The following is a 14879-nucleotide window of genomic DNA, read 5'->3' on the forward strand; positions in this document are numbered from 1 at the left end:
AAACCTCCACAAATTAACCAGAAGACAAATCACCCAACAACGAATCAAAACTGACAACCGGAAATCAGGACTTCACATTCCGCGTCATTTCTGCATCTTCCGCGGCCAAGACCTCATCTCTTTCTGGGAACGCCGAGCCCCAGCTCGGCCTGATGAATTCGAATAAATTCGCGGACCAAAAGATCACAAAAGTTGCGTTACTATTTTTTTACAAAAACGCTTGACCTGCTTTATCGAGAACGCTTTCTCGCTAAATAATCCACCAAACTTTGTTCCATAATTCCATTCCACCAACTTTTACGAAATATGTTTTCCCCAGAACGAGCCACTCCGGCACCCTATGTCGCGGATACCTCAACGAAACTATCCCCTCCCGTTCAAAAAACCGGTCCAGTTCATCCCTCAACGACCCAGTAAACACGTTGTCACGTCAGGTCTATGCATGCTCACAGACACGATCTATTCAGCACCCACCTTTACAGCCTAGGTAGAAGACATTCGCGCTCATTCGCGTCCATTAGCGGACCACATCGAAATCAATAATTCCGCTTCCATTCCGCACCTTCTGCGGCAAAAACACACTTTCTCTCCGGGAACGCCGAGCCCCAGCTCGGCATTCTAAATCACCAGCACTAATTACAACTATCATCTCTCTAATCGCCTCTGCGCCATAGCGTCTCCGCGAAATATAAATTCCTATCAATGAAGAGCCTCATTCGATCTATCCTCCTGTTTTGTTCTGTTGTAACCTTACAGGCTAACAATACTTATCCATTCCCAAGTTCAGGCAATGTGGGGATTGGAACGACTTCACCTTCATCATCATTAGAGGTTGTTGGGAACATTGAATTCAATTTAGGAGCGCTCATTGCTAATAATGGAGGCTCAACAAACCTAGACTATATTCGTTATGATGACGGAGCCTCTGGAGGTACGGGAGGGACATGGTATTTTGTCGCAGATGCGGCGGATACCGCACAAGGAAATGCAACTCTGAGCGGGGGGAGAATTACAATGAATACTCTCGGTGCGCTGAATACAATTACTGGCAACTTAGCTATAGGGGACTCACAGAGTGAGATGGACTCTTATAGTTTCTTTATCCGAGAATCAAGTGATTCTAAAGCTATGAAAATTTTTACGGGCAACGGTAATGATGATGTGGGTAAGGATTTTGTGATTCAGTCATATCAACCATCAATTACCTTTGTTGATAGAAGTAATTCTTCAGGTATGGCTTCTATTAGTTTTGATACCAACTCGATTCATTTTTCTGACTTCAATGGCATCGGAAATATTAGTCAAAAAATGACGATTAACACTCAATCTGGCAACGTCGGCATTGGCACCGCCAACCCAAAAGAAAAACTACAGGTCGGCAACGGCTTTGTATTTCACGATGGCGGTAACAAAGTAATCGGATTACAAACATATTATGAAGGAGGTGCTTGGAAAAATTTGTCCAGCGCGAGACCCACATCTGTTTCTGGTGATGCCGCAGGGCATTTAGTTTTTTCTACAGGTTCAGGAACCTCGGTAGGCGGAGCTTCGAACCTAACGAAGCGCATGATAATTCGTAATTCCGGCAACGTCGGAATTGGAACACTGGGGCCTACTCACAAGCTCTCCGTCAACGGCACTATCCGCGCCAAAGAAGTCATCGTCGAATCCGGCTGGTCTGACTACGTCTTTAAAGACGACTACCGCCTCGCCCCGCTCGCCGAAGTCGAAGCCCACATCACCGCCCACGGCCACCTCCCTGGCATCCCCTCCGCCAACGAGATCGAACAAAACGGCGCCAAGCTCTCCGAACTCGTCACCCTCCAAATGGCCAAAATCGAAGAGCTCACCCTCCACCTGATCGAAAAGGAAAAGCTTATCGAAGAACAAGCCGCGGAAATCATTCTCAAGAGCTCTCGGCCATTTTTGACCGCCTCGAAGCCCTCGAAAACTAACCGCATCGAAACAAAAAATTTCCGCGTTCATTCTGCGCTTTCTGCGGCAAAGATACACTTTCTTCCCAGGACCGCCGAGCCCCAGCTCGGCTCCCCAAATCGCCGATACTAATTTCAACCTGCATTCCTCCAAACACCTCAGCGCCACTACGTCTCCGCGCGAATTATAAATTCCTACCGATGAAAAACCCTATCAGATACCTCCTTCTGTTTTGCTCAGCAATCACTGTACAGGCTAGTAACATATTTCCGAGTTCGGGAAATGTCGGGATCGGGGTGAGTTCTCCATAGGAAAAACTACACGTAAACGGAGCATCTTACCTAAGGGGCAATGTTAAGATTTTTGCTAATGAGGGGATAGGGAATGACGGAACGGCATATTTACAGGCTCGAGACAACTCGGGTGCGAGTGATATTGGGATGCAGTTCAGAACCCAGGAGAATGGCAATTACATCAATGTTCTTCGACTGTCGTATGATGGTGACGTCGGTATAGGCACATCAAATCCAAGGAGGAAACTTCATGTCGCAGGCAATACTTATTTACGAGGGCATATGTCTCTTTATGCGTATGAGGGGGATGGGCAAAGTGGAACCTCCTACATCCAAGCTCGAGATGATTCAGGTAACAGTAGTATTTCAATACAGCTTCGAACTCAGGAGAATGGAAGCTATCGGAATGTTATGCGATTAAATGCGAACGGTTATGTAGGCATTGGAACAGGATTGCCTACAAAGAAACTTCACGTCGCTGGAGATACACAATCTCACAAGCTCACCCTGATATCATCCCAAGACGTATCTAAATCTAACAAAAACGGAACGCTGATGATCGGAGATGTAAATGGCATTAACGTGTCTCTAGATAACAATGAAATCATGGCGCGCAATGGGGTGAACAATACGACCCTTCATTTAAACGCCGAGGGTGGCAATATTAGGATGGGAAATACTGATACAAAAGTCGGCATAGGTACCTCGACTCCAGACTACCCTCTCGACGTCAACGGCACCATCCGCGCCAAGGAAGTCATCGTCGAATCCGGCTGGTCCGACTACGTTTTTGAAGACACCGCCTCGCACCGCTCGCCGAAGTCGAAGCCCACATCACTGCCCACGGCCACCTCCCCGGCATCCCCTCCGCCACTGAGATCGAGCAAAACGGCGCCAAACTCTCCGAACTCGTCACCCTCCAAATGGCCAAAATCGAAGAACTTACCCTGCACCTCATCGAAAAGGAAAAGCAGCTCTCATCAGCCAATGAACGGATCGAAGAACAGTCTGCGATCCTTAGCTCCGTGCTCACGAGATTAGCCGAAATCGAATCTAATGATTAGAGGACAAAAAAGGGACGGAATTATAAATGTAGACATTTCCCCGATTTTTTGATCTTTTTCTGAAGTATGCGAACACGACGAATTTATGGCGCGTCTGAGAGTGCGGTGTATCACTGCATGACGCGGACGGTGAATGGTGAGTTTTTCTTTGAGGATCGGGAGAAGGAGATGATGCGGAAGATGTTGTGGCAGGTGGCTGGGTTTTCTGGGGTGGAGGTGTTGGCGTATGTGTTGATGTCGAATCATGTGCATGTGTTGGTGCGGGTGTGTAGTGCGGCGAAGGAGGTGTCGGATGGGGAGTTGGTGCGGCGGTATGCGCTGTTGTATCCTAAGCCGACGGATCACCAGCCAATGGATTTGGCGGTGCTGGAGGAGGCGTTGAAGACGAATTCTGACGAGGGACAGCGTATCCGTGCGGTGCTCCAAGCGCGGATGGGGGATGTGTCCGAATTTATGAAAACGCTGAAGCAGCGTTTCTCGATTTGGTTTAATCGCAGTCGTGGGCGTTATGGTCCAGTGTGGTGCGATCGGTTTAAAAGTACTGTTGTCGAAGATGATCCGGCGGTGCTGCGGACGGTGGCTGCCTATATCGACTTGAATCCGGTGCGAGCGAAGCTGGTGGATGATCCGAAGGATTATCGTTTCTGTGGCTATGCTGAGGCGCTGGCGGGACAGGGGCAGTTGCGAGCAGCTCTGTGCGCAATGACCCTGCACGATGATTTATCCAAGGCCTTTGCGCTGTACCGCACTGTGATCTTTGCGAAGGGGTTGGGTCCGAAACGCAATGGTGAAGGGGCCGGGATCAGCGATGAGGCTTTTCGTGAGGTGATGGACGCTGAGGGAGCGCTGCCTTTGCCCATGTTGCTCCGTGAACGCATTCGTTATTTTACTCAGGGCGCTGTGATCGGTTCGTCCCATTTCGTGGAGAAGCATATCCAAGACTGGACGGAACGTATCGGTGATCGTCGGAGGCGATTACCCAAGTCTATTGAGGGTGCAGCGATGGGCGGACTGACGAGTTTTAGAGATTTGCGAAATCAGTAGAGTTGAGATGGTGTTTCGCAAGAGTCATTGTTTACATAGAGGAAAGGGCCGAGCTGGAGCTCAGCGTTCCCAGTGAGAGCTGTTTCCAGATTTTAATGCCTTCGTTTTTTGGGCGTCGGGTCTTTTTAGAAAACCTGAAAATTTAAGCAGTTTTGATTCTTTGCACGTTTCTTTGAATCAACGTATCGCAATCCTTGGTGAACTCTGTGATGGAATTAGAAACCTTTTCATCGGATTGTGGGGACTTATTGAGTGAACGAAGTATATCCCAGGTGTCAGACAGCTCTCAACGGGCACAAAAAAACCAGTCCGTATCGCGCGGGACTGGTTTTAAAGGTCAGTCTGATAAATCGACTAACTTAAGCGGCAACAGCTTTCTTATCCTGTGCGAAAAGCACGACGATTCCGAAGAGCGGAGTCATCAAGAAAGATGCTGCGAAGTTACCCCAGAAGCCAAACTTGCGGTCACGACCGAAGTAAGCGACAGCACTCACGAGAGCGATGTAAGGGATAAGTAGGATGAGTTTGTTGAGGAGCATTGTCATAGGTTGTATCTGATTGATATGAATTTAGTTGGTGAATGGAAAAGTGAGTTCTAGATGGCCTTGGCCGCGTCCTTGAAGTCAGCAGCGATCTTTTTCCCTTCTTCGAAAAAGGCTGTGTAGTGTTCCTTTGCCTTGTCGGAGTCGAAGTTGATGAGTGTGCCGCCTGATTCAAAGTGATTAACAAAAATCCTGCCAATGGCATAGGTCGCTGCCCCTGCTGTGATCGGGACAGCAATCATTCCGGCCGCAGTACCAACGAATGGAATAAATTTGGCAGCACTGGCAGCGAGCGTGCGGCCTATAAAAGTGGTTCCTGCACCCGCGAGAAGACCGACGACAAGGCCTTTAATCATATCTTCTTTGAAAGGAACGCCGTATTTCTTGGCAAGATCTGCAACGAGCTTTACCTGGATTCCGGTGATGGCGGCGATGTCTATCCCGGGAACCGGAACTAATCCAGCGGCCATGGAGAGGATCACATTATCGTTTACGATTGTAACGCTGCTATCTTGTTCAGGTACTTTTGTAGCTGCCAGGGTAACTTTCTTTGCCTTCTTTGGGGCGGGTGCACTGCTTGCGGATGCTGATTTGGCTGTCATGATGTGAAAGGATTCGGTTGTGAATTGCTATGAGAAGACATTATTAGAAAATTAGAATCTAAAAACTTCTCAACCAAAATTTTTCCGTAAGTTGCTGATTTTCATTAATTTATTGGACCACCAAAGCTGGATTTATTTGAAATGAAACTCGCGCCCTTTGGTGGTCTTTTTTTTGAATCCCTAGTTTTACTTCATGGCAGTGTTTTAGATAATATCGGAAGACATATAAGTGCAGTATTGTATCGGATTTCAGCTAGACATACACACGGCAACGGTCGATTGTCCGGCCTGAGCTGAGCTATGATTGATCAACAACCAGAGAGTCTCGAGAAATTGGAGCCCGATGTGGTTTCGCCGAAGAAGCGTTGGGATGACCGTGTAATCGACATATGGAATTCCCAGAAGAGTAAGCTCGTTATCTTTTGGTTTTTGGCTGTGTTCTTCGTAGCCTATTTTTGGAACAATATCTTTATTTCTGTGCGCTCAGGAGAAGCTGGCGTTTTATGGCGTCGCATGACTTCACCTCTGGGTACAGTAAAAGGAACTGACCTAAAAAAGATCTACACAGAGGGCCTCAATATCATCTGGCCACTGGATAAAATGTATGTCTACGAGACGCGTGTCCAGGAACGGGAGACCAAGTTTTTCGCTCTTAGTAAGAATGGACTCCGCATCATGATCCATGCGTCAGTGCGTTTCCGGCCTAAGGTAGACAGCCTCCCATTGCTCCATAAAGAAGTCGGTCCCGAATACGTAGACAGGGTTGTGATCCCTGAGGTGCAATCTGCGATACGTCGTGTGATTGGCGCTTACAATCCTGATGAACTCTATGGATCCCAAGGGGGGATCATTAACAATATCGTATTGATCGCGGTGAGCGAAATAGGTGAGCGCTATATTCAGGTGGACGACTTACTGATTCGCGAAATTCGACTGCCGGCCGAGGTCGCGGCATCCATTGAGTCTAAACTCCGAGAAGAGCAACGCGCACTCGAATACGAGTTTCGTTTGCGACGGGAGACTCAGGAGGCTGAGCGAAAGCGCATCGAGGGTGAGGGAATTGCTAAATTTCAAGAGGCGATCACCGCTGGAATCACAGACGAGTTTCTCCGATTTAAGGGGATCGAAGCGACGCTCAAGCTCTCCGAATCACAGAACGCAAAGATTGTCCTCATCGGTGGAGAGGGTGGGTTGCCGCTTATACTGAACATGCCCGAGGATGGCCAAGATCCACAGACGGTGCTCGATAATATGAACCCCAACTACGACCGCAGTCCCAATTCACCAGAGGAACTGGACGCATCAGAGACGAATAATCTGACGGGTGACCCGGCTTCAGCTCCGTTGATGAAACAGTGATTTCTGCGGTCCGTGGTAAGGGTCGAGTCGATTGTGGCCAATCAGTAGGGTGTTGTGGCGAGCCGCCCAGACCAAGCCTGGGTTTACCTGGATTAGTGTGAGTTCCCCGCTTTTTCGAACGAAACAAGAACAAGCCCTCAAAATTGCCTTTTTGCCCCGTTTTGATGCCTGCCCTCCGGATAGCCTCGATTACGAACACATCAACGACAACGATCACGATTTACATCCAGAGTCACGTATCGTGCTGATGAGGTAGGGATGCTTCGCCAAAGTGGTTGTGTGTTTGGTGCCGAGACTCGTTGGCACCTGGTTGGAAACCAGCGCGCTTTTTGCCACATAGAGAGGATGTTTAGTCATTACATCGAGCTGGTTTTCTCTAACAAGTGTTCTGCGATAGCTTGATATGCTGGGAGTGAAGTCGGATCAATGTAGGCGTTCTTTGCCTGTGGGAAAGAGGCGAACCGGACGATGACCATCTCTGCGGTTGGGTCGATGTAGATCGTTTGTCCGTGCACGCCACGAGCTGCGTAGGCGCCATGCTTGTTGTGAAATAGCCACCACATCGACTTATAGCTTCCACCTTCCAGTGTTGTGTAGCTGGCCTTGGCGAACTCGGATTTATCGGCACCTGCTGTGATTGATTCGACCACAGAGGCGGGAAAAATTTGTTCTCCATTAAGTGCCCCTTTGTCCAACATCAATTGGCCGATTCTCCCCAAATCACGCAATCCAGCGCTGAGGCCACCCCCTGCGAACGGGGTTCCAATAGAGTCTACTGTCATATAAGCATCTTGTTCGGCACCCACTCTGCGCCAGATTCTATCGGATAACTGAGTCGCTACATCTTTCTGTGTGACTCTGGAAATAATCCAGCCGAGCGCGTCAGTATTGATGGTCTTGTATGCAAAAGCCTCACCATGTTCTCCATCTTTCCTCACCGTTTGTAGATATTCAAAATAGCTGCGAGGCCCCTCATAACCCTTGGGCTTTGGCAGTGGGTTGGCAGCTGCGCAGTATATCCAGATGTCGGCCTTGGGGTCGGAGTAATCCTCGCTATAGTCGAGCGACGTCGTCATATCCATCACTTCGCGCACGGTTGCATCACCGAAAGCGCTATCTGATAGCTCGGGTACGATGGACGAAACTCGGGCTTGATCGTCGAGTTTACCCTCGGCGACGAGTATTTCTGCGAGGAGCCCAGTCATCGATTTAGTCATCGACATGGCCCCATGCTTTCCGTCTTCACTGAGTGAGCCGAAATAGTCTTCATAGACGATCTTACCCTTGTGGAGAATAAGGATGCCGTCCGTGTAATTTGCTGACAACGACGCTTTCCAAGTCATTGGCTTGTCGCTGCCGAGGGGCTGAAATACCACTGCATCGATTGAAGGATCGAGGTGGACTTCAAATGGGATTGGAGCCCCGAGGCCCCGGCTCACTTGTTTGGTTGGGAGCAGTTCGCGAAAGTGAGAAACTGTCCATCGCAGTTTGGGAAAACTGAAGTAGTTCGAGTCGGGTTGTTCGATTATTTTGTCAGCAGGTGGAGGAAAGCCTTGCATCCAGCCCATAGTCTTAGGATCGGATTCTTCGGCTGTTAGGGGCGTGGTTTGCGCTGAAAGCGCGTAACAAAAAGCGCTTAAAAAAGCAGCTATATGTAGGGCGCACTTGGTTCCCTTAGTAGTTGATGACGACATTGATGAATCCTCCAGTCCAATTGGGTGCACCAGCGGCCACTGCTTCGATGCCATCTCCGGGCATTGAGATGCTGAAGCCGCTGGTCAGGTATGTGTTTCGGTTGATGATGCGGGTGTATTCTAGGAAAATATCATCTGACAGATGAGGTTCGGTGACTCCACTCACTACGCTGGAGACACCCGTTGAAAAATCCAGGCGTGTTGCTTGCCCAAACTGCACGGGACTCCGCAATTCATGGACGCGGACATGAGCATAGCGGAGGGTCAGGATGTCCTTCGGAGAGGGCGTAACGCGTATACTCAAGTTGTGTGATTGCACATTGGAATTAATGAAGACCATCGCCGACTTAGATCCGGTCGCCCATGCACTGGGGGAGCCATCGTAGTAGAGGGGGTCGAATCTTTCGAGTTCCGGTGTATCTGGGTCGTCTCCTGTAAATAACTGATAGGCGTAGGAGAGTGTTGGGCGCCACGGTGCCAGCATGCGCGTGTAGCTTATTTGGGCTTTTCCGCCCCAAGCTCTCACATCGTCCTCATTGTCCCACTGATAAGCTAAGTCGCCAGAATGAAAATTCTCCCGACAGTGCTTCGAAGCCATGGGCGTTGCCATAAACATTGACTGAGTTGAGTCCCTCGCGTGCTCCGTTGATAAATTCAGGTGGCCCAACGCCCCCCGTCGGAGCTTTCGGATACGGCGCTTCGGATCGAGTGACATGAATGAAGTTGATGCCTAGGTTGTTATTGCCGTCATCCCACCGCACATCGAACCCAGCTAATTCATTTTCTGAGTCATTGTCAGACGGTTCATTGGCGTCGATGTAGAATAAAGTGCTGGTGAGCTTTTGCCAGGAGGCCTTGAGAACACCGGCCATTTCCCATGCCTCGCGTGGACCAAATTTGAGAGCACCTCGAGTGAAGCCATCACTCCCTCCGTTTGTGATGAGCATCCGGTTTCCGATTTTAAGGACTTGGGGCCCCAAGGTGGTTTCGATTTCTAGCCCTGAGTCCGTCTTAGCTCTGATTCCTAAGTACCCCTCCTCAAGTGTAGTCCGGCCCGTATCACCCGTATCAAATGCATCGGTCCCGGCTGTGTAAGACGCAACGAACGAAAGCTTTCCAAAAAACTGCAGATCATCGCTGTGGGTCGTTTCAAAACTTACCCCGGGTTCAAGATAGAGCTCCAGCCATTGAGCATCGGCGTCAAAATCAGTGTTATTTGTAGCGTTCGCCGCAAGGTCCCAGAACAAATTTGTTTCAGCGACTGCATTGACCCCTGTTTGGATGTGCCCCCGAACTGTCCAATCGGAATGTTCATATAGCTCAATACCCTCATCGGCAGAGACCGAGACTACGATCATGAGCCATCCGATTAAGGCGCGTGATAGACTATGGATTTTTTGTGATACTCCCACTTCTCTCAAATTAGGAATTCTCGGGTTTAGACTTAACGTGCTTAGCCATCTTTATCTTCCGTTCTACGGATAGGAAACAGTATGCTCGATCAGTCAAATAAGGCCGTGCTTAAATCTGAATTTGATCGGCTCGTCATATCTCGATGCATCAGGGGTGGGCAAAAGTGCACGGAGATGCCATGATTTGTAGGGTGATCCCGAGAGCGATCGCCATCGGGTGGGTAACGTTTAGGCCAGGAATCCCGAACGCCTTCGATGACTTCACCCTACGCGGCCTGCTTCAGGATATGATGCGTCTCAACTTAACGAGTCCGGTTTGCTTCGTAAACGGGCATATACTTCGAAATAAGTGCGGTCATGTTTTTGATGCGTGTGTCGTCTGCCGGATGTGTTGAAAGCAACTCGGGTAGGGACGCGCCTCCTTGTGCGCGCATTTTCTCCCAGAAGGTGAGGGCCGCCTTTGGGTTGTAGCCCGCTAGAGCCATATAGTAGATACCGATTTCGTCGGCCTCGTTCTCATGGACGCGGCTGTAGGGTAAGATAGCCCCGACTGTGGAACCGATGCCATATGCTGTCATCAGCATGGCCTGTGTATCGTCTTCCATGTCGTCCGTTCCTGCATAGAGTAGGGCACCGAGTCCTGCTGCGATGAGTTGCTGGGACATACGTTCATTGGAGTGTCGTGCCGTTACGTGAGCGATTTCGTGCCCAATTACTGTCGCGAGCTCAGCGTCGGAATCCACCAGCTCAATGAGTCCGGTATAGACGCCCACCTTACCTCCAGCCATCGCAAACGCGTTTACCTCGTCGTTATCAAAAACAACAAACTCCCAATCGAAGTCGGGATAGTCATCCGCTATGGCCAATGAGATGCGCTTGCCGATTCGGTTCACTATAGCCAAGTGCTCCTTATTCTTCGAAATGGGTTCAGTGCGTTTCATGTCGTCGAAGGCTTGGAGCGACATCGCCACCAGTTGTGATTCTGGCATCAAATTGATCGCAGAGCGACCGGTCTCATTGACGGTGGTGCAACTCACCAGAGTGCAGATCAGAGCCAGGCTAGTAATATTGCGGGTAAAGCGGGTCATGGGAAAATTTCGATTTTTGACGGAATAGGCCTGTCGACTTAGGCCATCAAGACTGATTTGACTCTTGCAGACCACGGCGTGTCGCGGAAGTTCTTGATGAGGATGACGCAAATAGTAGCGCTGCATGGTTTCACGGGCTCGGGAGCAGACTTTGATGCGACCTGCTCTCTGCTTCGGGAGTATATCGAATGGCATGCGCCGGATCTGCCCGGGCATGGCAAAAATGCTGACCTGCGAGACTGCAATTTGGCAAAAACACTGGACTTACTCACAGTATATTTGGAAGAGCGAAAGCTTCATCGTCCTGCACTGCTGGGCTACTCCATGGGGGGCCGTATTGCGTTGCATTGGGCGCTGCGTAAACCTGAATTATTCAGCAAACTCATTCTCGTCAGCGCGAGTCCAGGGCTCGCTTCCGAGAAGGATCGGCATCAACGGCGGATCGCAGACGCCTGTTGGATTCAGAAGCTTAGAGAGGAGCCGCGCGATGCCTGGATCCGCTCCTGGACTAGTCAAAACGTCCTAAAAACCCAACAACATGCGCCCACGGAAGTCCTGGCCCCTATCCGTCAGCGGCAGATTCAGGCAGATGCTGAGGGTTGGATTGCAGCGATGGAGGGCCTGGGTAACGGGGTGCTTCCTTCACTTTGGGATGTGCTTGCCCAGATGCCATTGCACGTCGATCTAGTTGCGGGCGCATCTGATGAAAAATTCAAAAGCATCAATACCGAAATGGCGAAGTTGCTCCCAAGTTATTCACAAACAGTGATTCCGGACTGTGGCCATTCTCCGCACATAGAAAATCCGGAACGATTTGCGACGACACTGAGGGAGTGTATCGAACGCAGCGCTTAAACGGACGCTATTGCATTTCTTTCGCTTTCTGGCCCCTGGCCTGCACTGGAGAGCCGATGCGGCTTTCTTGGAAAATCTTTGATCTCGAAATGCGGGATCCATGGTCGATCGCCAGTCGACAAGGGGAGGGGGGCAAAGGACTAGATGTCACTCGAACTGTCTTTGTGCGTCTTCAGGACGCTCAAGGAAATATCGGCATCGGTGAGGCTTCGCCGGTTCCCTATTATGGAGAAAGCCCAGAGTCTATGGTGGCCATTTTCGCGAGACTCAAGACGGGTGATTGGGAGTTCGCTGATTGGGAGGTTATAGAGCGAGAATTAGAAAAAATTGATGGCCATTATGCAGCCAAATGTGCTTTGAACACTGCGTTACTCGACGGTGCGGCGCGTGCAGGCTCGAAGCCTCTAGATCAATATCTGAATCTGGCCCGTGCCGCGTCTGATTTAACTTCTTCCTTCACTATCGGTCTGGCTGAACCCGAGGTCATTGAGAGAAAGGTCCGCGATGCAGATGCTTATCCCCTCCTCAAACTCAAGGTGGGTCTCGAAACCGATTTCCAAAATCTTCAAGCCTTGCGAGCCGCAGCTCCCACTAAGCCCTTGCGGGTGGACGCAAACGAGGCCTGGAAAACGCGTGATGTCGCTCTTGCGAAAATCGAGGCCTTGGCGATTGACCCAAACATCCTCTGTGTCGAGCAACCAATGCCACGGAGTGCTTCCCCAGAAGACTGGATTTGGTTGCGTGAGCGCAGTCCGTTACCGCTCATGGCGGACGAGTCCTATCGCCAAGCGGGCGACATCGACCAAGTCCTGGGTGGTTTCGATTGGGTCAATGTCAAGCTCGTCAAAGCCGGAGGTCCTCATCAGGCCAAATTGGCCTTAGAAGAGGCTCGGGCCGCTGGGCTGAAGACGATGATGGGTTGTATGATCGAGTCGAGTTGGCTGATTTCAGCTGGGGTACGTCTTGCCGCACTTGCGGACGATCTAGACTTGGACGGCGCAGCCTTGGTTGGCAATGACCCTTTCCGTGGGGCTGCCATTCCCCATGGTATACTGGATACGGAATCATTAACTCACACTCCGGGCATCGGTGCGCAGCCCACCTCTCCAGGTTTTCTCGAAACAGGTTGGCATTATTGCGGCTGACCTCGTCTGAGTTGAAATCCCACCTACTACCTATCGAAGAACGTGGCCGCGTTCGTACGGAGCCGAAACGGTATGGCACCTCGGTGCGTGGATTGCCTCTTGAGGTGTGGATGCCGAATTCTGACGCGTGCGATATTCTCTTATTTGCTGCAATTCATGGTGAAGAACCTGAGACGACTGCCCTGCTTTCCAAAGCGTTACGCTCGCTGGCACAGCCATCAGAACGTTGTGCCGTGGTGCTTAACGCTAACCCGGATGGCGTTCTTTTGGGAACACGCGGGAATGCACGCGGAGTCGAGCTCAACCGGAATTTTCCCAGCGAGAGTTGGCAGTCAGATCCTGTGAAAACCCGTTGGTCTCCACGGGGCGAGCGCGTAGCCTTCTCGACAGGCGAACAGGCGGGATCAGAACCCGAAACACAGAGCCTCATCAACCTCATACTTCGCCTCCGGCCCCGCGTGGTCATCGCCCTACACAGTCCTCTCGGCTGCATCGATGACCCGGCTATGAGCCCGCTCGGGCATTGGTTGTCGGAACGCACTGGTCTCCCGCTCGTTCCCGATATTGGGTATCCCACGCCCGGTTCATTTGGGACCTGGGCGCGCGAACATGATGTCCATGCTATCACCTATGAATTTCCAGGGCAGTCAGTCTCGGCGCTCCAGCATGTGCACTTACCGATATTTATCGATCTGCTGTTTCACGGTCTCGATGTCCTAAAAGATCGACGGCGCGCATGATCCGACTCAAAGGCACTGGCTATCTGGGGCTGCAACATCACTCGAGCTACCAAAAAGCGGTCACTCAGGGCATGAGCCTGTTTGGGGTGAATAATCCTCAAAGTCGCAATAACCCGGGAGACTTTGCGCCTCTTGAAGCAGTTGAAGCGTCCTTGGTTGAAGACTGGAAAACTGACTGGGCTCGACTGCTGCCTAATGGATTTCTTGCGGGACTTGTGATGCGCGATATCGCCGATAAATCAGGTTGTTCCGTCTATGTCGATCCGCGCGGTCATCGATGTTATTCAAGGAACTCAGATGAGTTGCGACCTGAGCCCATGGGCGATTACTTTTTCCTAGTCGACGCAGCCGATCCGATGTCGGGTCACGCTCATTGGTTAACGGATCCAAACATGAATCAGGATCTCCGCGGGGCGGCATGGGTTGCCGTTGATATGTCACATGCTTTTGGGCTTTGGGAACCAGAAGTGTTTTGGAAACATTGGCCCATACCCTTGGAACGCACCTTTCTTTTTGGATCGCTGGGCAAAGCAACAGCGTTTCCGGCTGGATTTATTTTGGGGCCGAAGGGCTGGGAGCACCTGTTGACCCGGCATCCTGCATTCACCACCGCAGCGCCTCCGGCCAATGCCCACGCGCATGCTTATTTGGAAACTGCTCAATTGAAGGCCGAACTGCGCACCAGGTTGTGGCGCCATTGGGATACATTTGTCCAGAAATTGAGTTGGCCTTTACCCCGACCGCGCGCGCCCGTGGTGGACCTAGCTCTCGACTCAGAAGCTCACAGGCGGCTCATCGCCTCGGGAATCGAAATAGGCGCCTTGGCCTACCCGGACGCTTTAGGACCCCGACGCTATCGCGCAGCCTTCGATGCTAGCCTATCATCAGGTCAGTGGGACAAGATCGCCCAAGAATTTGGGAGCCTTAACATCAAGCCTCATCTACCAGAATACTAAAGCTTACCATACTTCCTAGGAACGCCGAGTGGGTATGACCAGAAGTGCCGGGTATATTTGTGTTTAGTAGGGTGATCGCGAGAGCGATTGCCTTCGTGCGGATCAAAGCTCAAGTCAAGCAATGGCTGTCGCCATCACTCTACGCTTCCA

General features: G+C 50.8%; 14 protein-coding genes and 1 pseudogene. 8 read left to right on the top strand and 7 right to left on the bottom strand.

Annotation, left to right across the window (positions count from 1 at the left end; all coding sequences use genetic code 11):
• Window positions 1-702 precede the first annotated feature (702 nt).
• Window positions 703-2067 (top strand): hypothetical protein, encoded by a 1365-nt coding sequence (locus HRU10_01475; protein ID NRA25902.1) that lies wholly within the window; start codon window positions 703-705, stop codon window positions 2065-2067.
• A 943-nt stretch (window positions 2068-3010) separates the two neighbouring features.
• Here the strand turns inward: HRU10_01475 and HRU10_01480 are convergent.
• Window positions 3011-3151, bottom strand: a complete 141-nt coding sequence (locus HRU10_01480) for a hypothetical protein (protein ID NRA25903.1) — start codon at window positions 3149-3151, stop codon at window positions 3011-3013.
• On the opposite strand from HRU10_01480, the gene HRU10_01485 reads away from it, so the two are divergent.
• The gene (locus tag HRU10_01485; protein ID NRA25904.1) at window positions 3152-3292 is read left to right on the top strand and encodes a hypothetical protein; all 141 of its coding nucleotides are present in this window, start codon (window positions 3152-3154) and stop codon (window positions 3290-3292) included.
• A 66-nt stretch (window positions 3293-3358) separates the two neighbouring features.
• Window positions 3359-4336, top strand: coding sequence for a transposase (locus tag HRU10_01490; GenBank protein NRA25905.1), 978 nt, complete (start codon window positions 3359-3361; stop codon window positions 4334-4336).
• 359 nt (window positions 4337-4695) lie between these two features.
• On the opposite strand, the gene HRU10_01495 is transcribed toward HRU10_01490, so the two are convergent.
• Together HRU10_01495 and HRU10_01500 are read right to left on the bottom strand one after the other, a co-directional pair.
• Window positions 4696-4881 carry a hypothetical protein gene (locus HRU10_01495; protein ID NRA25906.1) on the bottom strand — a complete coding sequence of 62 codons (186 nt, stop codon included), beginning with the start codon at window positions 4879-4881 and terminating at the stop codon, window positions 4696-4698.
• 50 nt (window positions 4882-4931) lie between these two features.
• Complete coding sequence (locus HRU10_01500) at window positions 4932-5480, bottom strand: DUF697 domain-containing protein (GenBank protein NRA25907.1); 549 nt, start codon at window positions 5478-5480, stop codon at window positions 4932-4934.
• Between the two features lie 300 nt (window positions 5481-5780).
• Between HRU10_01500 and HRU10_01505 the strand changes: the two genes are divergently transcribed.
• Window positions 5781-6839: a prohibitin family protein gene (locus HRU10_01505; GenBank protein NRA25908.1), complete on the top strand. Its 1059-nt coding sequence runs from the start codon at window positions 5781-5783 to the stop codon at window positions 6837-6839.
• Between the two features lie 213 nt (window positions 6840-7052).
• Here HRU10_01505 and HRU10_01510 read toward each other — a convergent pair whose 3' ends face one another.
• The 4 genes and pseudogenes from HRU10_01510 to HRU10_01525 all read right to left on the bottom strand — a co-directional run bounded on the left by HRU10_01510 (window position 7053) and on the right by HRU10_01525 (window position 11033).
• The gene (locus HRU10_01510) at window positions 7053-7196 is read right to left on the bottom strand and encodes a hypothetical protein (GenBank protein ID NRA25909.1); all 144 of its coding nucleotides are present in this window, start codon (window positions 7194-7196) and stop codon (window positions 7053-7055) included.
• On the bottom strand, window positions 7196-8533 hold the full coding sequence (locus HRU10_01515; protein NRA25910.1) for a serine hydrolase: 1338 nt from the start codon (window positions 8531-8533) through the stop codon (window positions 7196-7198). The genes HRU10_01510 and HRU10_01515 overlap by 1 nt, the downstream gene beginning before the upstream one ends.
• Window positions 8514-9858: pseudogene (locus HRU10_01520) on the bottom strand (hypothetical protein). Before HRU10_01520 ends, HRU10_01515 begins: the two are co-directional and overlap by 20 nt.
• A gap of 389 nt (window positions 9859-10247) precedes the next feature.
• The gene (locus HRU10_01525; GenBank protein ID NRA25911.1) at window positions 10248-11033 is read right to left on the bottom strand and encodes a M48 family metallopeptidase; all 786 of its coding nucleotides are present in this window, start codon (window positions 11031-11033) and stop codon (window positions 10248-10250) included.
• Between the two features lie 102 nt (window positions 11034-11135).
• Between HRU10_01525 and menH the strand changes: the two genes are divergently transcribed.
• Genes menH through HRU10_01545 form a run of 4 tightly spaced genes read left to right on the top strand, consistent with a single transcriptional unit; the run spans window position 11136 to window position 14729 of the window.
• Window positions 11136-11888, top strand: a complete 753-nt coding sequence (gene menH, locus HRU10_01530; protein ID NRA25912.1) for a 2-succinyl-6-hydroxy-2,4-cyclohexadiene-1-carboxylate synthase — start codon at window positions 11136-11138, stop codon at window positions 11886-11888.
• A 56-nt stretch (window positions 11889-11944) separates the two neighbouring features.
• A complete protein-coding gene (locus tag HRU10_01535) occupies window positions 11945-13033 on the top strand; it encodes a dipeptide epimerase (protein ID NRA25913.1) in 1089 nt (362 codons plus the stop codon).
• An 11-nt stretch (window positions 13034-13044) separates the two neighbouring features.
• On the top strand, window positions 13045-13773 hold the full coding sequence (gene mpaA, locus HRU10_01540) for a murein tripeptide amidase MpaA (GenBank protein ID NRA25914.1): 729 nt from the start codon (window positions 13045-13047) through the stop codon (window positions 13771-13773).
• On the top strand, window positions 13770-14729 hold the full coding sequence (locus tag HRU10_01545; protein NRA25915.1) for a hypothetical protein: 960 nt from the start codon (window positions 13770-13772) through the stop codon (window positions 14727-14729). The genes mpaA and HRU10_01545 overlap by 4 nt, the downstream gene beginning before the upstream one ends.
• The last annotated feature ends 150 nt before the right edge of the window (window positions 14730-14879 follow it).

It is taken from the genome of Opitutales bacterium (assembly GCA_013215165.1).
Taxonomy (GTDB): Bacteria; Verrucomicrobiota; Verrucomicrobiia; order Opitutales; family JABSRG01; genus JABSRG01.